General features: G+C 71.8%; 19 protein-coding genes. 17 read left to right on the forward strand and 2 right to left on the reverse strand.

The window, feature by feature from the left end; genetic code table 11:
* Window positions 1-339: 339 nt before the first annotated feature.
* The 6 genes from ACGFMP_RS25595 to ACGFMP_RS25620 all read left to right on the forward strand — a co-directional run bounded on the left by ACGFMP_RS25595 (window position 340) and on the right by ACGFMP_RS25620 (window position 8,401).
* A complete protein-coding gene (locus ACGFMP_RS25595) occupies window positions 340-1,794 on the forward strand; it encodes a hypothetical protein (RefSeq protein WP_393675321.1) in 1,455 nt (484 codons plus the stop codon).
* Window positions 1,795-2,039: 245 nt separating this feature from the next.
* A complete protein-coding gene (locus tag ACGFMP_RS25600; protein ID WP_393675322.1) occupies window positions 2,040-3,371 on the forward strand; it encodes an ammonium transporter in 1,332 nt (443 codons plus the stop codon).
* Window positions 3,368-3,706: a P-II family nitrogen regulator gene (locus ACGFMP_RS25605; RefSeq protein WP_393675323.1), complete on the forward strand. Its 339-nt coding sequence runs from the start codon at window positions 3,368-3,370 to the stop codon at window positions 3,704-3,706. The genes ACGFMP_RS25600 and ACGFMP_RS25605 overlap by 4 nt, the downstream gene beginning before the upstream one ends.
* A gap of 26 nt (window positions 3,707-3,732) precedes the next feature.
* Window positions 3,733-6,162 (forward strand): [protein-PII] uridylyltransferase, encoded by a 2,430-nt coding sequence (locus tag ACGFMP_RS25610; RefSeq protein WP_393675324.1) that lies wholly within the window; start codon window positions 3,733-3,735, stop codon window positions 6,160-6,162.
* A 118-nt stretch (window positions 6,163-6,280) separates the two neighbouring features.
* Complete coding sequence (gene ffh, locus ACGFMP_RS25615; RefSeq protein ID WP_393675325.1) at window positions 6,281-7,840, forward strand: signal recognition particle protein; 1,560 nt, start codon at window positions 6,281-6,283, stop codon at window positions 7,838-7,840.
* A 45-nt stretch (window positions 7,841-7,885) separates the two neighbouring features.
* Entirely contained in the window at window positions 7,886-8,401 is a 516-nt protein-coding gene (locus ACGFMP_RS25620) for a GNAT family N-acetyltransferase (RefSeq protein WP_393675326.1), read from the forward strand.
* Between the two features lie 35 nt (window positions 8,402-8,436).
* Here the strand turns inward: ACGFMP_RS25620 and ACGFMP_RS25625 are convergent, their stop codons facing one another.
* Both ACGFMP_RS25625 and ACGFMP_RS25630 read right to left on the reverse strand, forming a co-directional pair.
* The gene (locus tag ACGFMP_RS25625) at window positions 8,437-8,943 is read right to left on the reverse strand and encodes a DUF402 domain-containing protein (protein WP_393675327.1); all 507 of its coding nucleotides are present in this window, start codon (window positions 8,941-8,943) and stop codon (window positions 8,437-8,439) included.
* Window positions 8,944-9,015: 72 nt separating this feature from the next.
* Window positions 9,016-9,858, reverse strand: a complete 843-nt coding sequence (locus ACGFMP_RS25630) for an SAM-dependent methyltransferase (RefSeq protein ID WP_393675328.1) — start codon at window positions 9,856-9,858, stop codon at window positions 9,016-9,018.
* A gap of 195 nt (window positions 9,859-10,053) precedes the next feature.
* Here ACGFMP_RS25630 and proS point away from each other — a divergent pair, with 195 nt between their 5' ends.
* From proS to lepB (ACGFMP_RS25685), 11 genes are all read left to right on the forward strand, one after another.
* The gene (gene proS / locus ACGFMP_RS25635; protein ID WP_393675329.1) at window positions 10,054-11,466 is read left to right on the forward strand and encodes a proline--tRNA ligase; all 1,413 of its coding nucleotides are present in this window, start codon (window positions 10,054-10,056) and stop codon (window positions 11,464-11,466) included.
* A 220-nt stretch (window positions 11,467-11,686) separates the two neighbouring features.
* The gene (locus ACGFMP_RS25640) at window positions 11,687-12,277 is read left to right on the forward strand and encodes a hypothetical protein (RefSeq protein ID WP_393675330.1); all 591 of its coding nucleotides are present in this window, start codon (window positions 11,687-11,689) and stop codon (window positions 12,275-12,277) included.
* Window positions 12,278-12,425: 148 nt separating this feature from the next.
* Complete coding sequence (rpsP, locus tag ACGFMP_RS25645; protein WP_393675331.1) at window positions 12,426-12,869, forward strand: 30S ribosomal protein S16; 444 nt, start codon at window positions 12,426-12,428, stop codon at window positions 12,867-12,869.
* Window positions 12,870-12,871: 2 nt separating this feature from the next.
* A complete protein-coding gene (locus ACGFMP_RS25650) occupies window positions 12,872-13,111 on the forward strand; it encodes an RNA-binding protein (protein WP_033173065.1) in 240 nt (79 codons plus the stop codon).
* A 131-nt stretch (window positions 13,112-13,242) separates the two neighbouring features.
* Window positions 13,243-13,878 carry a ribosome maturation factor RimM gene (gene rimM, locus ACGFMP_RS25655; RefSeq protein ID WP_393675332.1) on the forward strand — a complete coding sequence of 212 codons (636 nt, stop codon included), beginning with the start codon at window positions 13,243-13,245 and terminating at the stop codon, window positions 13,876-13,878.
* 1 nt (window position 13,879) lies between these two features.
* On the forward strand, window positions 13,880-14,701 hold the full coding sequence (gene trmD, locus ACGFMP_RS25660) for a tRNA (guanosine(37)-N1)-methyltransferase TrmD (protein ID WP_393675333.1): 822 nt from the start codon (window positions 13,880-13,882) through the stop codon (window positions 14,699-14,701).
* A 133-nt stretch (window positions 14,702-14,834) separates the two neighbouring features.
* The gene (gene rplS, locus ACGFMP_RS25665; RefSeq protein WP_393675414.1) at window positions 14,835-15,185 is read left to right on the forward strand and encodes a 50S ribosomal protein L19; all 351 of its coding nucleotides are present in this window, start codon (window positions 14,835-14,837) and stop codon (window positions 15,183-15,185) included.
* Window positions 15,186-15,230: 45 nt separating this feature from the next.
* Window positions 15,231-15,950: a signal peptidase I gene (gene lepB / locus ACGFMP_RS25670; RefSeq protein ID WP_393675334.1), complete on the forward strand. Its 720-nt coding sequence runs from the start codon at window positions 15,231-15,233 to the stop codon at window positions 15,948-15,950.
* The gene (gene lepB, locus ACGFMP_RS25675) at window positions 15,943-17,223 is read left to right on the forward strand and encodes a signal peptidase I (RefSeq protein WP_393675335.1); all 1,281 of its coding nucleotides are present in this window, start codon (window positions 15,943-15,945) and stop codon (window positions 17,221-17,223) included. The genes lepB (ACGFMP_RS25670) and lepB (ACGFMP_RS25675) overlap by 8 nt, the downstream gene beginning before the upstream one ends.
* Window positions 17,153-18,049, forward strand: coding sequence for a signal peptidase I (gene lepB, locus ACGFMP_RS25680; RefSeq protein WP_393675336.1), 897 nt, complete (start codon window positions 17,153-17,155; stop codon window positions 18,047-18,049). Before lepB (ACGFMP_RS25675) ends, lepB (ACGFMP_RS25680) begins: the two co-directional genes overlap by 71 nt.
* 33 nt (window positions 18,050-18,082) lie before the next feature.
* Window positions 18,083-18,844 (forward strand): signal peptidase I, encoded by a 762-nt coding sequence (lepB, locus tag ACGFMP_RS25685; RefSeq protein ID WP_393675337.1) that lies wholly within the window; start codon window positions 18,083-18,085, stop codon window positions 18,842-18,844.
* Window positions 18,845-18,870: the final 26 nt, after the last annotated feature.

The raw sequence follows: 18,870 nt of genomic DNA on the forward strand, positions 1-18,870 counted from the left end.
ATCGCCGCCGCCGATGGTTACGCGCCCGTCCGACCTCGTGCGACCGGCATGTGTCAAGTGAATCGCCTGGAGTCGCAACCGAGTTCCCCCGAAGGGGTGGCGAATGGTGGCGTTTCCCGACGGCGGGTCGCCGGATGAGTGAGGGTAGGACTACTTTCAGTTCGTGATTTCATGGCGGTGAGCCGTTCGCACCCCTGCGCATGTGCCGCAGGCACCTCTGTGCGGTGCGTGGCCACCGGCCCGGCCGCCGACACTTTCGGCAACCGGCGGACAGGACCCGACGAAGCCTGGTAGTCACTGGGTTGTCGGGGTCGAGCAAGACCGGATGGGGGCTTGACCGTGGGCGGCACAGCAGACAAGCAGCCCAACGCGCAGCTGAACTCGTGGTTCGTGCGCAGCGGCTGGTCCAAGGGCGAGTTGGCCCGCCAGGTCAACCGCAGGGCGCGCCAGCTCGGCGCACACCACGTCAGCACGGACACCTCGCGGGTGCGCCGCTGGCTGGACGGCGAGCAGCCGCGCGAACCGATACCACGCATCCTGTCGGAGCTGTTCTCCGAGCGGTTCGGCTGCGTCGTCCCCGTCGAGGACCTGGGCCTGCGCTCCGCGCACCAGACGCCGGCCGGCGGTGACGTGGACCTGCCGTGGGCGGGCCCGCAGACCGTCGAGATGATCAGCGAGTTCTCCCGCAGCGACCTGATGCTCGGCCGCCGCGGCTTCCTCGGCACCTCCCTGGCCCTGTCCGCGGGGCCGGCGCTGATCGAGCCCATGCAGCGCTGGCTGGTGCCGACCTCCCCGGCCGGCTTCACCGCCCCGCCCGCGGCGCCCCGCGGCGGCAGCCGGCCGTCCCGGCTGTCCGAGCAGGAGCTCCAGCTGCTGGAGTCCACCACCACGATGTTCCGCGAGTGGGACAACCAGTGCGGCGGCGGCCTGCGCCGCAAGGCGGTGGTCGGCCAGCTGCACGAGGTGACCGACCTGCTCCAGGAGGCCCACCCCGAGCCCGTCGCCCGCCGCCTCTACCGCGTCACCGCGGACCTCGCCGCGCTGGCCGGCTGGATGAGCTACGACGTGGGGCTCCAGCCCACCGCCCAGAAGTACCTGGTGCTGGCGCTGCACGCGGCCAAGGAGGCGGGCGACCGTCCGCTCGGCGCCTTCATCCTGTCGTCGATGAGCCGCCAGATGATCCACCTCGACCGGCCCGACGACGCCCTGGAGCTCATCCACCTCGCGCAGTACGGCAGCCGCGACACCGCGAGCGCCACCACCCAGGCCATGCTGCACGCCCTCGAAGCCAGGGCCTACGCCAACATGGGCCAGGTCAACAAGTGCCACCGTGCCGTCCGGGCGGCAGAGGACACCTTCACCGAGTCCCGCCCGGCCGAGGACCCCGGCTGGATCAGCTTCTTCAACGAGGCCGAGCTGCACGCGGAGAACGCCCACTCCTACCGGGACCTGGCCTATGTCGCCGGCCGCAGCCCCGCCTACGCCTCGCTCGCCCACCCGGTGATGGAGAAGGCCGTCGAGGGTTTCAGCAGCGACAACATCCACCAGCGGGCCTACGCGCTCAACCTGGTCGGCCTGGCCACCGTCCACCTGCTCCAGCGGGAACCCGAGCAGGCCGCGCATTTCACCGAAGAGGCCATGACGGTCGCCAAGCGGGTCAGGTCGGAACGGGTGAACACCCGTATCCGGAAAACCACCGGTACCGCGGTCCGCGACTTCGGCGACGTCCCCGCGGTCGTCAGGCTCGCGGAGCGGCTCTCGGTCGAACTGCCCGAGGTCGCCGAGACCGCTTAGGCCCTGTGCAGGACCGTGCCGCGGGCCGTCCTGGCCGCGGCACCCGGCGATCTCTTTCCCCACCCGTATACATCTTTCACCGAACCGGGGGACGGTTCATCTCCACGTAACACACACGACTTCTTCGTCACGGCGGCGAAACACCCTGCGGCATCGGCGGAAACCCGGCTCAGTCAATCTCATGGCGAAAACCGGCCCACCCCTGCTTCGCCCGCTCGGGCCGTTCGGATGACGAGGAGACGCCGATGGCACCAGCCATCTTCACACTGGCCGCAGATGCGCCCAAGCTCGACTCCGGCAATACCGCGTTTCTGCTTCTGAGCTCCGCGCTGGTGATGCTGATGACACCGGGGCTGGCGTTCTTCTACGGCGGTATGGTCCGGGTGAAAAGCGCCCTGAACATGCTGATGATGAGCTTCATCAGCCTGGGGATCATCACACTGCTGTGGACCGGCTACGGATTCAGCTTCGCCTTCGACGGCGATCACGGCGGATTCATCGGCGGCACCGACTGGCTCGGCCTGCGCGACATCGCTCCCGATGACCTGTGGGGGGCCACCGGGACGCCGATATTCGCCTTCGCCGCCTTCCAGCTGATGTTCGCGATCATCACTCCCGCGCTGATCAGCGGCGCCCTCGCCGACCGCGTCAAGTTCGTCTCCTGGTCGGTCTTCATCGCCCTGTGGGCCACCCTGGTCTACTTCCCCGTCGCCCACTGGGTGTGGGGCGGCGGATGGCTGATGAAGAAGGGCGTCATCGACTTCGCCGGCGGTACCGCGGTCCACATCAACGCCGGCGCGGCCGCCCTGGGCGTGATCCTGGTGATCGGCAAGCGGGTCGGCTTCAAGCGCGACCCGATGCGCCCGCACAGCATGCCGTGGGTCATGCTCGGCGCCGGCCTGCTGTGGTTCGGCTGGTTCGGCTTCAACGCGGGCTCCGAGATCACCGCAGACGGCGTCGCCTCCACGGTCTTCATCAACACCCAGATCGCCACCGCCGCGGCCATGATCGGCTGGCTGCTCTACGAGCGGATCAGGCACGGCTCCTTCACCACCCTCGGCGCCGCGTCCGGAGCCGTCGCGGGCCTGGTCGCGATCACCCCCTCCTGCGCCTCGGTGAGCCCGCTGGGCGCCATCGCGGTGGGTGTCGTCGCCGGTGTGATCTGCGCCGCCGCGGTGGGCCTGAAGTACCGCTTCAACTACGACGACTCGCTCGACGTGGTCGGCGTGCACATGATCGGCGGCATCGTCGGCTCGCTGATGATCGGCCTGCTGGCCACCGGCGGCTACGGCCTGAAGGTCAAGGGCCTCTTCTACGGCGGCGGCTGGCACCAGTTCGGCATCCAGGCCATCGGTGTCTTCTCCGTCCTCGGCTACTCCCTGGTGGTGGCGGCGATCCTCGCCAAGGCCATCGACCTGGTGATGGGCTTCAGGGTCCCCGAGGAGATCGAGGTCAGCGGCATCGACCAGGCCGAGCACGCGGAGACCGCGTACGACTTCTCCGGCATCGGCAGCACAGGACACGCGGCGGCACCGGCCGGTGTCGGCACCGCGGCGAGCAAGAAGGTGGACGCGTGAAGCTCATCACCGCGGTCGTGAAGCCACACCGCCTGGACGAGATCAAGGAAGCACTCCAGGCCTTCGGAGTGCACGGCCTGACCGTGACCGAGGCCAGCGGGTACGGCAGACAGCGGGGACACACCGAGGTCTACCGTGGCGCCGAGTACACCGTCGACCTGGTGCCCAAGGTCCGGATCGAGGTCCTCGTCGAGGACTCCGACGCCGACCAGCTCATCGATGTCGTGGTGAAAGCGGCCAGAACCGGCAAAATCGGAGACGGCAAGGTCTGGAGCCTGCCGGTCGACACGGCCGTGCGGGTCCGCACCGGCGAGCGCGGACCCGACGCGCTCTGACCCCCGAACCCAGCGCTGGAGAACGAGTGACCGACAGCGTCGAAGCGCAGGACGACAGTTACGCGGCGGCCCGGCTGCGCCTCCTCGACCAGGAGGCGCGGTCCGGGCCGCCGCGCCGCGCGGCACTCGCCGCACTCACCGACCGATGGCTCAGCGGCATGGCCACCGCGGCCGCGCAGGACACCGGCACCGGCGGCTGGGCCCTGCTCGCCGTCGGCGGCTACGGCCGCGGCGAGCTGTCCCCGCGCAGCGACCTGGACCTGGTGCTGCTGCACGACTCGGAGAAGTCCGTCGGCGCGCTCGCCGACCGGCTCTGGTATCCGGTGTGGGACCTCGGACTGGCCCTCGACCACTCCGTCCGCACCCCCGACGAGGCCCGCAAGGCCGCCGCCGACGACCTCAAGGTCCAGCTCGGCCTGCTCGACGCCCGGCACCTCGCGGGCGACCCCTCGCTCAGCTCCGCCCTGCGCACATCGGTCCTGGCCGACTGGCGCAACCAGGCGCCCAAGCGGCTGCCTGCGCTGCTGGAACTCTGCCAGGAGCGGGCGGAACGCCAGGGCGAGCTGTCCTACCTCCTCGAACCCGACCTCAAGGAGGCCCGCGGCGGCCTGCGCGACGCCACCGCGCTGCGGGCCGTCGCCGCCTCCTGGCTGGCCGACGCGCCCCGCGAGGGCCTGGAGGAGGCCCGCACCCGGCTGCTCGACGCCCGCGACGCCCTCCACCTGGTCACCGGGCGGGCCACCGACCGGCTGGCGCTCCAGGAGCAGGACCAGGTCGCCGCCGCCCTCGGCCTGCTCGACGCCGACACCCTGCTGCGCCAGGTCTACGAGGCCGCCCGGCGGATCTCCTACGCCTCCGACGTCACCTGGCGCGAGGTCGGCCGGGTGCTGCGCGCCCGCGACTCCCGGCCGCGCCGACGGCTGCTCGGCCGGGGCAGGGGCGCCCCCACCGGCATCGCGCCCGAGCGCGTACCGCTGGCGGAGGGCGTCGTGGAGCAGGACGGCGAGGCGGTGCTCGCGCTGGCCGCGAAGCCAGAGCGCGACCCGGTCCTGCCGCTGCGGGCCGCCGCCGCGGCCGCCCAGGCGGGCCTGCCGCTGTCGCTGCACGCCGTGCGGCGGCTGGCCGCCGCCGCGCGCCCGCTGCCCGTGCCCTGGCCCGCGGAGGCCCGCGAGCAGCTGGTCACGCTGCTCGGCGCGGGCGAGTCCACGGTCCAGGTGTGGGAGGCCCTGGAGGCCGAGGGCCTGGTCACCCGGCTGCTGCCGGACTGGGAGCGGGTCCGCTGCCGCCCGCAGCGCAACGCGGTGCACCGCTTCACCGTCGACCGGCACCTGGTCGAGACCGCCGTGCAGGCCGCGGGCCTCACCCGCCGGGTGGGCCGCCCCGACCTGCTGCTGACCGCGGCCCTGCTGCACGACATCGGCAAGGGCTGGCCCGGCGACCACAGCGAGGCCGGCGAGGTCATCGCCCGCGACGTCGCCACCAGGATCGGCTTCAACAGCGCGGACGCCGACACCCTCGCGCTGCTCGTCCGCCACCACCTGCTGCTGATCGACACCGCGACCCGGCGCGACCTGGACGATCCGGAGACCGTACGCGCGGTCGCCGGCACCGTACGGGACACCTCCACGCTGGAGCTGCTGGCCGCGCTCACCGAGGCGGACGCCCTGGCCACCGGCCCCGCCGCCTGGAGCACCTGGCGGGCCTCGCTGCTGGCCGAGCTGGTCGACCGGGTCGCGGGGGCGCTGGACACCGGCGCGCTGCCCGAGGCCGCCGACCGGGACTCCACCGCGGAGGAGGAACGCCTGGCCATCGAGGCCGCACGCACCGGCGGCCCGGTGCTGGCCCTGCACGCCCACGCCGAGCCCGACGGCGAGGGCGAGGCCCTGGACGAGGCCCTCGGCGTGGAACTCCTGCTCGCCGTCCCCGACCGCCCGGCGCTGCTGGCCCAGGCGGCCGGTGTGCTGGCGCTGCACCGGCTCGGCGTCAGGGCCGCCGACCTGCGGGCGGTCGACCCGATCGGCGAGGGCCAGGTCGCCCTGCTCAGCTGGCGGGTCTCGGCGGAGTACGGCGCCCTGCCGGAGACCGCGAGGCTGCGGGCCGACCTGGCACGGGCCTTCGAGGGCACCCTCGACATCGAGGCCAGGCTCGCCGAGCGGGAGGCCGCCTACCCGCGGCGGCGCGGCATCACCCCGCCGCCGCCCCGGGTCACCGTCGCCCCCGGCCACACCTCGCAGACGGCCACGGTGATCGAGGTCCGCGCGCACGACGCCCCCGGCCTGCTGCACCGCATCGGCCTGGCCCTGACGGCGACCGGTGTCACCGTGCGCTCCGCCCGCATCTCCACGCTGGGCTCCAACGCGGTCGACGCCTTCTATGTCGTCGGCAAGGACGGCAAGGCGCTGTCCCCGCCGAGGGCGGCGGACGTGGCCCGACAGGTGGAGGCGGCACTGCGGTAGTGCGCGAGGAGGCGCCCCCGCCCGCCCTGATCCGGCGGGCGAGGGCGCTTCGCCTCCGGAGCCGGATACTCTGGAAGGCGATTGTGTCCGCCCCCCGACCCGAGGATCTGCAGCCACCGTGTTCGATACGCTCTCAGACCGCCTTGCAGCAACCTTCAAAAACCTCCGGGGCAAAGGCCGTCTTTCCGAGGCGGACATCGACGCCACCGCGCGCGAGATCCGGATCGCCCTGCTGGAAGCCGACGTCGCCCTCCCCGCGGTGCGGGCGTTCATCGCCAACGTCAAGCAGCGCGCCATCGGCGCCGAGGTCTCGCAGGCGCTGAATCCCGCGCAGCAGGTCATCAAGATCGTCAACGACGAGCTGATCACCATCCTCGGCGGCGAGACCCGCCGGCTGCGGTTCGCCAAGCAGCCGCCGACGGTGATCATGCTGGCCGGCCTCCAGGGCGCGGGAAAGACCACGCTCGCGGGCAAGCTCGGCAAGTGGCTGCAGGGCCAGGGCCACACCCCGCTGCTGGTCGCCTGCGACCTCCAGCGGCCGAACGCCGTCAACCAGCTCAGCGTCGTCGCCGAGCGCGCCGGCGTCGCGGTCTACGCGCCCGAGCCGGGCAACGGCGTCGGCGACCCGGTCAAGGTCGCCAAGGACTCCATCGAGTTCGCCACCTCGCGGCAGTACGACATCGTGATCGTCGACACCGCGGGCCGGCTCGGTGTCGACCAGGAGCTGATGCGGCAGGCCGCGGACATCCGCGACGCCACCCGCCCCGACGAGATCCTCTTCGTCGTCGACGCGATGATCGGCCAGGACGCGGTCAACACCGCGGAGGCCTTCCGCGACGGCGTCGGCTTCGACGGCGTGGTGCTCTCCAAGCTCGACGGCGACGCCCGGGGCGGCGCGGCCCTGTCGATCGCCCATGTCACCGGCAAGCAGATCATGTTCGCGTCGAACGGCGAGAAGCTGGACGACTTCGACGCGTTCCACCCGGACCGGATGGCGTCCCGCATCCTGGGCATGGGCGACATGCTGTCGCTGATCGAGAAGGCCGAGCAGACCTTCAGCCAGGCCGAGGCCGAGAAGATGGCGGCCAAGCTGGCGAAGGGCCCCAAGGAGTTCACGCTCGACGACTTCCTGGCGCAGATGGAGCAGGTCCGCAAGATGGGCTCCATCTCCAAGCTGCTCGGCATGCTGCCGGGCATGGGCCAGATCAAGGACCAGATCAACAACCTCGACGAGCGGGACGTGGACCGCACCGCCGCGATCATCAAGTCGATGACCCCGGGCGAGCGCGCCGACCCGCACCTGATCAACGGCTCCCGCAGGGCCCGTATCGCCAAGGGCTCCGGCGTCGAGGTCAGCGCCGTCAAGAGCCTGGTGGAGCGCTTCTTCGAGGCGCGCAAGATGATGTCGCGGATGGCGCAGGGCGGTGGCATGCCGGGCATGCCCGGGATGCCGGGCATGGGCGGCGGCCCGGGCCGGCAGAAGAAGCAGCAGAAGCAGGCCAAGGGCAAGCGGCAGAGCGGCAACCCGATGAAGCGCAAGGCCGACGCCGCGGCCGCGGCGGCCCGCCGCGAGGAGCAGCAGGGCCAGGCGCCGGGCCAGGGCGACAGCCCGTTCGGCCTGCCCGGCGGCGGCCAGGACTTCGAACTGCCCGACGAGTTCAAGAAGTTCATGGGCTGAGGGGGCCACGGCGGGCGCCGGTGGGCGTCGCGGGATGATGGGCGCATGCGCGTATCGATCAGAGAGCCCAGGTCCAGCGACGCCGAGGCGCACCGCGACGCGGTGCTGCGGTCGGTGGAGCACCTTTCGCCGTGGAATCCGGTGGAGCCCGACGGCCTGCCAGAACTGCTGCGGCGGCAGGGCGCCGGGCTGCGGACCTTCCTGATCGTCAACGACGAGGACGGCGGCATCGTCGGCAAGTGCAACGTCGCCAACATCGTGATGGCCCGCTTCCGCAACGCCGCCCTGGGCTACGACAGTTACGTGCCCTACAACGGCACCGGCCGGATGACCGAGGGCCTGCGGCTGGTGGTGGACCGCTGCTTCGCCGCAGAGCCCGGCGGTCTCGGGCTGCACCGGCTGGAGATCAGCGTCCAGCCGGACAACGTCCGCTCGGCCGCGATGGCCAGGCGGCTCGGCTTCCGGCACGAGGGCTTCTCGCCGCGGATGCTGTTCATCAATGACGCCTGGCGCGACCACGAGCGCTTCGCGCTGACCGCAGAGGAGTGGCCCGGCGTGTAGCGGGGCACGGGACCGCGCCCCGCGCCCCCGCCGGCCTATCCGCCGAGCAGCGGTGCCAGCCCGCCGTCGCGGCCGGCCAGCGCCTCCAACTCGTCCAGCGCCCGTACCGCCCGCCCCGCCGCCTCCGGGTCGCTCGCCGCCAGCCCGCTCGCGGCGAACTCGTCCTCGTCCAGCCGCAGCACCATGGCCCCGTCGGCCGACACCCACAGGTCGAGGTCCAGGTCCTCCGAGGTCAGCGCGGTGCCCGCGACGACCACGGGGCGGGCGATGTCGCAGTACCAGCCCTTGCGGACGCCCCGGGCGTCGCGCACCTCCTTGATCGCGTACCACCGGTCGCGCCAGTAGTGCTCGGTGAAGACGTCGCCCGGCTCGAAGCGCACGAAGCCGAAGTCGCGGACGTCCGGCAGCGACCAGGGCGCCGTCACGGTCACGCGGATCCCGTCGTCCGCGACGACGGTGGCGGGGTAAGTGACCTTCTCGCGGCCGGCCTTGACCAGGCGTACCGACGCCGGGGCGCCGGGCGGCAGGGGTGTGGTGGGCATGCACCCACCCTCACCGAATCCGCGCCCGGCGGCCACCGGGTTTCCCGCGGGCGGCCCGGTGGCCGCAGCGGATCAGACGCGGGCGATCAGATAGCGGAAGACGTTGTCCATCCGGACCCCGCCGTCGGGGCGCCGGTAGGGGTGCAGGGCCTCGGCGATCTCCTTCTCCACCTGCTGCTGGTCGGTGGCGGCCACGGCCGGGTCGAAGAGGCCGGTCGAGAGCAGACCGCGCACCGCGCTCCGCCGGCTTTGGTAGGCGAACGGGCAGGACACACGGCCCGAGCCGTCGGGCCGCAGCCCCGCCCCCCTGGCCAGGTCCTCCAGGTCGTCCCTGCCGCTGAGCCGCGGCGCGGGCGAGGCGGGACCGCGCGGTTCCGCCAGCCGGTCGGCGACCCGCAGCACCCGGGCCGTCGAGCAGCGCTCCGGCGGCCCCCAGCCGGCGAGCACCACGGCGCTGCCCGGGCGGGACGTGGCGGCGACGGCGGCCAGTGCGGGCCGCAGTTCGTCGGCGGGGGCGGCCGGGTCGAGGGCGGTGACGACGCCGAAGCCGCCGTCGCGCAGCGCCGCGGGTCGGGGTGCGCCGGTGCGCAGGGAAGCCGCGGCGTACGCAGTGCGTGCGCCCCGCGGCCGGGTGCCGGGCCGCCGGGGTTCGGCGAGCCTTTCCGCGGCCAGCCGCAGCCGGCCGGGGTCGGTGTCGTATCCGGTGACGGCCGCGCCCCGGGAGGCGGCGAGCACGAGCGCCAGCCCGGAACCGCAGTTCAGGGCCAGCAGGCGGGTGCCGGGGCCGACGTCGAGCCGGTCGTGGACGGTGTCGTAGAGCGGTACGAGCATGCGTTCCTGGATCTCGGCCCAGTCCCGTGTCCGGTCCTGGTGCGCCGTCTCCGGCCTGGATCCGCGATAGAGGGTAGGTGCCATCGAAGCCCCAATCAGCCACGCTTCGCCGTGTGCCCCGTGGGAATGTGTGCCGTTTTCGTCCCCCGAGAGCCAGACAACTGCTGATTCGGCGTGCCGTCCAGGGTCCGGGGGAGCCGTTTTTCACACGTTCCGCGGCCGGTCCCGCGGCCGTAACCGATTCACACTGCGGCGGGCTCGCCACGTACCATCGCCTGCATGGCAAAGGCTCCCGTGCTCACCCCCCAGGCGGACGACTTCCCGCGCTGGTACCAGGATCTGATCAACAAGGCAGAACTGGCCGACAACGGCCCGGTCCGCGGCACCATGGTCATCCGACCGTACGGCTACGGCCTGTGGGAGCGGATGCAGCAGGAGATGGACGTACGGATCAAGCAGGCCGGTGCGCAGAACGCGTACTTCCCGCTGTTCATCCCGCAGTCCTTCCTGACCCGGGAGGCCGAGCACGTCGAGGGCTTCGCGCCGGAGCTGGCGGTGGTCACGCACGGCGGCGGCAAGGACCTCGAAGAGCCGGTCGTGGTGCGGCCCACGTCCGAGACGATCATCAACGAGTACTTCTCGAAGTGGGTGCAGAGCTACCGGGACCTGCCGCTGCTGATCAACCAGTGGGCGAACGTGGTGCGGTGGGAGATGCGCCCGCGCATCTTCCTGCGCACCACCGAATTCCTCTGGCAGGAGGGCCACACCGCGCACGCCACGTACGAGGACGCGCGCGATTACGCGGCGAGGATCCACCGCGACGTCTACGCCGACTTCATGGCCGAGGTGCTGGGCATGGACGTGGTGCTGGGCCGCAAGACCGCCAAGGAGCGCTTCGCGGGCGCGATCAACACCCTCACCCTCGAGGGCATGATGGGCGACGGCAAGGCGCTGCAGCTGGGCACCAGCCACGAGCTGGGCCAGAACTTCGCGAAGGCCTTCCATACGCAGTACCTGTCCGCGGACGGCGAGCAGGAGCACGTCTGGCAGACGTCGTGGGGCAGCAGCACGCGCATGGTCGGCGGGCTGATCATGATGCACGGCGACGACAACGGGCTCCGGGTGCCGCCGCGTCTGGCGCACGTCCAGGTCGTGGTGCTGGCGATCAAGGGTGACGACGAGGTCGTGGCCAAGGTGCGGGAGGTCGGCGAGAAGCTGACCGCCGCCGGGCTGCGGGTCGTGGTGGACGACCGCACCGACACCCCGTTCGGCCGCCGCGCGGTCGACTGGGAGCTCAAGGGCGTGCCGGTGCGGATCGAGATCGGCCCGCGCGACCTGGAGGCCGGCACCGCGATGCTGGCGCGGCGCATTCCCGGCGGCAAGACGCCGGTCGCGCTCGACAGCCTCGCCGCGCTGCTGCCGACCGTGCTCGAGGAGGACCAGGCGCAGCTGCTGCGGGAGTCCCGCGAGCGCCGGGAATCCCGCACTGTGGACGTCGCGACCATCGAGGAGGCGGCCGAGGCCGCGGCCACCGGCTGGGCGCGCATCCCGTGGGCCGACCTCGGCCCCGCGGGCGAGGAGGAGCTCGCCCAGCAGGGCGTCTCCGTGCGGTGCCTGATCACCAAGGACGGCGGGGTCCCCGACTCCGACGACGCTCCGGGCACGCTCGCGATCGTCGCCAGGGCCTACTGACGCCCGCCGGCGTCCGCTGACCGAAAACCGCCGTACGTAATACGTGGTTCGTCCGCCGTTGGGGCGGGTGCGCGGGTTCTCCCCTGTCCTCCGCACCCGCCCTGCGTCATGCCCATCCAAGCCCATCCACGGCGCATCATCCGGAACTGACCGATCAGTGCAAATTAATTGGGCTGGCCCGGAATCGGAACACCGGGAGCGCCCGGCTCGTTGTCACGGCGTGAGCACGACACCACCTGTCCTCGCCGCCGAGCTGGCAGTCGCGTGGGCCGATATTCAACGGCACCACCCCGAGCTGCCCGATCTGGCCGCCCCCGAGTCCCTGATCGGAGAGTCGTCGTCCGCCTGCGGAACGGCCCTCTCCTTCGAAAGGCTGCTGCACGAGGCCGTGCACGGGATCGCCGCAGCCCGCGGCATCCGTGACACCTCACGCGCCGGCCGTTACCACAACCGCCGTTTCCTGGCCATTGCCGACGAGATGGGCCTTGACCACGCGGAGGAGCCGCATCCCAGCAGCGGCTTCTCGCTCGTGGTGATGCGCCCCGACACCCGCAAGCGATATCGGGTGACCATCGACCGGCTCCAGCGCGCCCTCAAGGCCCACACCGTGGCCACCACGGCGGACACCGCGAGCTCCTTCCGCGGACCTGCCGCCAGGCACGGCTCGTCCGGCGGAGGGGTGCGGGTCAAGGCGGTCTGCGACTGCGGGCGCAATGTGCGCGTCGTACCGTCCGTGCTGGCCCAGGCGCCGATCATGTGCGGGGCCTGCGGGCAGCCCTTCCGCATCCCGGAGGTCGTGGGTGCCGCCTGAGTGTGGCAGAATGTCCAGCTGAGAACTCGACAGCCGTGCAGGAACCCTCTCTCCTTCGGCTGACGCGTCCATCGGGCGCACGACTCCCACAACCCCACGTGGGAATTCGCCGTGCCCAAACACGTCAACACCAGGAGATCCCACTCCCGTGGCAGTCAAGATCAAGCTGAAGCGTCTGGGCAAGATCCGTTCGCCTCACTACCGCATCGTCGTCGCCGACTCCCGTACCCGCCGTGACGGCCGGGCCATCGAGGAGATCGGCCTGTACCACCCGGTGCAGAACCCGTCGCGCATCGAGGTCGACTCGGAGCGCGCCCAGTACTGGCTCTCCGTCGGCGCCCAGCCGACCGAGCCGGTGCTCGCCATCCTCAAGCTCACCGGTGACTGGCAGAAGCACAAGGGCCTCGAGGCCCCCGCGCCGCTGCTGGTGGCCGAGCCCAAGGCCGACAAGCGCGCCCTCTTCGAGGCCGCGGCCAAGGACAGCGCCGACGAGCCCAAGGGTGAGGCGATCACCCCGAAGGCCAAGAAGGCCGACAAGAAGGCCGACGACACCGCCGAGGCACCTGCCGCGGCCGAGTCCACCGAGGCCTGAGCGTGCTTGAGGAGGCTCTTGAGCACCTCGTGAAGGGCATCGTCGACAATCCCGACGATGTGCAGGTGGACATGCGCACCCTGCGCCGTGGCAGCGTGCTCGAGGTCCGGGTGCACCCCGACGACCTCGGCAAGGTGATCGGCCGCAACGGCCGTACCGCCCGCGCGCTGCGTACGGTGGTGGGCGCGCTCGGCGGCCGCGGCATCCGCGTCGACCTGGTCGACGTCGACCAGGTGCGCTGACGCACCGGCCGTACCGCACGGAACACCGGCTCGGGCCGGGGGTGGCAATGCCGCTCCCGGCCCGAGCCGTATGACGTACGCCCTCCCAGGAGGTGTACGAACCGCATGACGTACGAGAGGTGAAGCGCTCCATGCAGCTGGTAGTCGGCAGGATCGGCCGCGCCCACGGCATCAAGGGCGAGGTGAGCATCGAGGTGCGCACCGACGAGCCGGAGCTGCGGCTCGCGCCCGGCGCCGTCCTGGCCACGGACCCCGCCGCCACCGGGCCGCTGACCATCGCGACCGGACGGGTGCACAGCGGGCGGCTCATGCTGCGCTTCGAGGGCGTCAGCGACCGCACCGGTGCCGAGGCGCTGCGCAACACGCTGCTGATCGCCGAGGTGGACCCGGCGGAGACCCCCGAGGACCCCGAGGAGTTCTACGACCACCAGCTGATCGACCTGGACGTGGTCACCGTCGACGGCCGCGAGGTCGGCAGGATCGCCGAGATCAGCCATCTTCCCTACCAGGACCTGCTGGTGGTCAGGCGCCCGGACGACAGCGAGGTGCTGATCCCCTTCGTCACCGAGTTCGTGCCCGAGATCGACCTGGAGGAGCAGCGCGCGGTGATCGACCCGCCGCCGGGACTGCTGGACGAGGCGCCCGCCGACGAGCCGGCTGCGGACGATCCCGGTGCGGCCGAGCCGGCTTCCGGTGGATCGGCCCCCGAAGAACAGGCTGCCGAGGGCACGGCGGGCGCTCCCCGCGGCACGGTGGACGGCGGCTGACATGCGGATCGACGTCGTCACGATCTTCCCCGACTACCTGGAGCCGCTGAAGGTCTCGCTGGTCGGCAAGGCCCGAGCCGCCGGGCGGCTCGACGTACGGGTGCACGACCTGCGGTCCTGGGCCCACGACCGGCACAACACCGTCGACGACACCCCGTACGGCGGCGGCCCCGGCATGGTCATGATGACCGGCCCATGGGGCGAGGCGCTGGACGACACCCTGGCCGCCGGGTACGAGGCGGGAGCCGGCCGCCCCGCGCTGGTCGTCCCCACCCCCAGCGGCCGGCCGTTCACCCAGTCGCTCGCCGCGGAACTGTCCGCGCAGCCCTGGCTGATCTTCGCGCCCGCCCGCTACGAGGGCATCGACAGCCGGGTCACCGCCGAATACCGCACCAGGATGCCGGTGTACGAGGTCTCCATCGGCGACTACGTGCTGGCCGGCGGCGAGGCCGCGGTGCTCGTCATCACCGAGGCGGTGGCACGGCTGCTGCCCGGAGTGCTCGGCAACGCGCAGTCCCACCGCGACGACTCCTTCGCCCCCGGCGCGATGGCCGACCTGCTGGAGGGGCCGGTCTTCACCAAGCCGCCGCAGTGGCGCGGCCGCGGCATCCCCGAGGTGCTGCTCAGCGGCCACCACGGCAGGATCGCCCGCTGGCGGCGCGACGAGGCACTGCGGCGCACCGTCGCCAACCGGCCCGACCTGGTGCGGCGTTGCGACCCCTCCGCCTTCGACCGGCGGGACCGGGAGATGCTCAGCATCCTGGGCTGGCAGCAGGGCCCGGACGGACGATTTGGGCCGAGCCCCTACGCCGTGGAAGAATGAGCGGCTGCTGCCCGTCCGGCGCGCGCCCCTGCCACAGGGGGAACGACGTCCGCCGGAAGCGGTGGCCCACCCCATGACGAGACACCATGTTCCGCCGATGACCTGTGGCATCGGCGAGGAAGCAGACACCACCATGACCAACCTGATCGCGGGCCTCAACAGCGCCTCGCTGCGCACCGACGTCCCGGCCTTCCGCCCCGGCGACACCGTCAACGTCCACGTGCGCGTCATCGAGGGCAACCGCTCCCGTGTGCAGCAGTTCAAGGGCGTCGTCATCCGCCGCCAGGGCGCGGGCGTCAGCGAGACCTTCACGGTCCGCAAGGTCAGCTTCTCCGTCGGTGTCGAGCGCACCTTCCCCGTGCACACCCCGATCGTCGAGAAGATCGAGGTCGTCACCCGCGGCGACGTCCGCCGCGCCAAGCTGTACTACCTCCGTGAGCTGCGCGGCAAGGCCGCGAAGATCAAGGAGAAGCGCGACAACTGATCGCGTAGCGGGATCCACGGGGCGGCCGGATAAGCTCTGGCCTCGATGGACACCGAAGCAGCCGTACCGGAACGCGACCGTTCCCCCGCCGCCGACGAGGCGGAACCGGGGGAGCGGTCGCGTTTCGCTGTGCTCGGCGGGTGGCTCGCGCCGCGGCTGCCGGTGTGGTGGGCGCAGTGGCGGCGTACGATCCTGCTCGCGCTGGCCGGTGTGGCCGCGATGATGCTGGTCAGCACCTTCGTACTGGAGCCCTTCCAGGTGCCGAGCGGCTCGATGGAGGGCACGCTGCGGGTCGGTGACCGGGTGCTGGTGGACAAGCTGGCGTACCGCTTCGGCGGCACTCCGCGGCGGGGGGACGTGATCGTGTTCGACGGCGACGGCTCACTCACGCAGGAAAGCGGCACGGACTTCGTGAAACGGGTGATCGGGGTCGGCGGCGACCGGATCACCTGCTGCGACGCGCAGGGCCGGCTGCTCGTCAACGGCCATCCGCTGGACGAGACCTACCTTTACCCGGGGGACACGCCATCCCGGGTACCGTTCGACATCGTGGTACCGGACGGAAGACTCTGGGTGATGGGCGACCATCGCGACGACTCGCGTGACTCGCGCGACCACCTCGGCGATCCCGGCGGCGGCACCGTCCCGGTCGGCCGGGTGATCGGCCGCGCCGACTGGATCGGCTGGCCGGTCGGCCACTGGACCCGGCTGCGCCGCCCCGCGACCTTCGCCGGTGTCCCCGCCCCGGCCGGCGCGCATGGGTAACCGCGGAAGGGCGCGTCCGGCCGGCGGCCGTACGCCCTCGGATGTCGGCCCCGCGGACGGGCAGCCCGGTGGTGACGACGCCTCGCAGCCGCCGAGACTGCCGGGCAACACCAGGATCGAGCGGCGCAGGCTCGCCCGGAAGGTCCGCAGGAAGCGGCGGCGTTCGCTGGCCAGGGAGGTGCCGCTGCTGATCATGGTGGCGCTGCTGATCGCCCTGGTGCTCAAGACCTTCCTGCTCCAGGCGTTCGTGATCCCCTCGGGGTCGATGGAGCAGACCATCAAGATCGGCGACCGGGTGCTGGTCGACAAGCTCACCCCCTGGTTCGGCTCCCAGCCGCACCGCGGTGACGTGGTCGTCTTCAAGGACCCGGGCGGCTGGTTGCGGGGCGAGCCGGCACCCAAGCCCGACCCGGTGGTCGTCAAGCAGGTGAAGGAGTTCTTCACCTTCATCGGGCTGCTGCCCGCCACCGGTGAGCAGGACCTGATCAAGCGGGTGATCGGGGTGGGCGGCGACACGGTGGAGTGCTGCGACGCCCAGGGGCGGCTGCTCGTCAACGGCAAGCCGCTCGACGAGCCCTATCTGTACCCGGGCAACCCACCCTCCCTGATGAAATTCGTCGACCACGTGCCACCGGGGCGACTGTGGGTGATGGGTGACCACCGCTCGGACTCGGCAGACTCGCGCTTCCACACCGACCAGGAGGGCGGCGGCACCGTCCCGGAGAGCCTGGTGGTCGGAAGGGCTTTCGTGATCGGCTGGCCGATCGGCCACTGGCAGCGGCTCAAGGAGCCGGCGACCTTCGGCGCGGTGCCCGCCCCGGGGTCGGCCGCCACGGCGGCCACAGCCGAGACCACTAGGGTGGGCTCGGTCAACAACGGTCAAAGGACGAACCTGCCACCGGTTCCTGCGGAACTCCCGCTCGTTATGGGAGTGGCGGGCCTGCGCCTCATGGGGCGTGGGCGGCGGTCTTCTGGAGTGAGGAGTGGATGTGGGGGACCTGGTGGTCGGCGCACGGTCTGGACCCGGAGAGCCCGAGAAGCGGGATTCCGAGGTGCCACCGGCCGACGATTCGGCGGCGGACGCCGCGGTCCCCGGACGGCCCTCGGCCGCACCGTCGTACGACGGTGCCGCGGGCATGACGCCGGCGGACGAGGACTCGGCGGCGCCCGGTGCGGCACTGCCGGGGACCGGCATCCCGGCGATGGCCGGCGGCGCACCCGGCGACCCGGTGGGCCCGGTCGGTCCCGCGGAGCCGGAGCGGGACCCGGATGACGGCGAGGACGCCGGGCGGCACTCCCACGCAGGCGACCGCAGGCCGCGGTCGTTCTGGAAGGAGCTGCCGCTGCTGATCGGCATCGCCTTGGTCCTGGCGCTGCTGATCAAGACGTTCCTGGTGCAGGCGTTCTCCATCCCCTCGGACTCGATGAACAACACCCTGCTCAAGGGCGACCGGGTGCTGGTCGACAAGCTCACCCCCTGGTTCGGCTCCACGCCGAGCCGCGGTGAGGTCGTCGTCTTCCACGACCCGGGCGGCTGGCTGCCGGAGAACCCGTCGCCCAGCGGCAATGTCGTGGTCAGGGGCCTGCAAAAGGGCCTGAGCTTCATCGGCCTGATGCCGTCGGCCGACGAGAAGGACCTGATCAAGCGGGTGATCGGAGTCGGCGGCGACACCGTGTCCTGCAAGGGCACCGGGCCGGTGATGGTCAATGGCAAGGCGCTGGTCGAGCCGTATGTCTTCCCTGGCAACACGGCCTGCAGCCCCGACATGCCCTTCACCGTGCATGTGCCCAAGGGCCGGATCTGGGTGATGGGCGACCACCGCCAGGACTCGCTGGACTCCCGCTTCCACACCATGCTCCCGGGCGGCGGCACCGTCCCGAACAGCGATGTGGTCGGCCGCGCGGTCGTGGTGGCCTGGCCGGTCAACCGCTGGGACGTGCTGTCCATCCCCGGCACCTTCTCGCAGCCCGGTATCAACGCGGCTGGCGCGGCCGTCCCCGCGGCTGCCGGCCTGGCCGGCGCGCTGCCGCTGGTGCTGTGGCGCAGGCGGCGGCTGATGTCAGCCGATCCGGTGCGGGAGAGCGCAGAAGACTGCTGACCTGGGGCGTACCGCCCGGTAGGGTTCCGGTCCATGAGCAGCAGCAGCGGTGCGATGACCGGCACCACAGGGAGCAGCACCGTAGGACGCGGTACCGCCGGCGGCGGTGGCGGGATCGGACACCGGGTGTCCGGGATCGCCATCGCCGTCGGCTGTGTGCTCTTCCTCGGCGCGGCGGTGTGGGGTGCCCTGGTCTACCGCCCCTACACCGTGCCGACCACCTCGATGGTGCCCACCGTCCAGCCGGGTGACCGGCTGCTGGCGCAGAAGGTGTCGGGCTCCGAGGTGCACCGCGGTGACGTGGTCGTCTTCAAGGACAAGCTGTGGGGCACCAAGCCGCTGGTCAAGCGGGTCGTCGGGGTCGGCGGCGACGTGGTGGCCTGCTGCGACGCCCAGGGGCGGCTGACGGTCAACGGCAAGCCGATCGACGAGACCTACCTCAAGGGCGGCGGCCCGGCCTCGGTGGAACCGTTCAGCACCCGGGTGCCGGCGGGCCAGATATTCCTGCTCGGCGACAACCGCGCGGTCTCCGAGGACTCCAGGATCCACCTCGACGACGCGCAGGGCGGCTCGGTCCCCGCCTCCGACGTCCGCGCCCGAGTGGACGGCGTCGCCTGGCCCTCGTCCCGGATGGGCCTGCTGTCGCGCACCTCCGCCTTCGGCGTGGTCCCGGGCGGTGGGTCCCCGGGGCAGGGGCCGCTCGGCCTGCTGATGATCGCGGTGGTCGTCGGAGTCGTGCTGATCCTGGGCGGGGCCGCCTACGATCCGCTCGCAAAACTGTTCAGGCGCAGGTGATCAGCGCGGACGGGCGGGTGCGGGGA

The sequence above is a fragment of the Streptomyces sp. NPDC049040 genome (assembly GCF_043197715.1).
Lineage (GTDB): Bacteria > Actinomycetota > Actinomycetes > Streptomycetales > Streptomycetaceae > Actinacidiphila.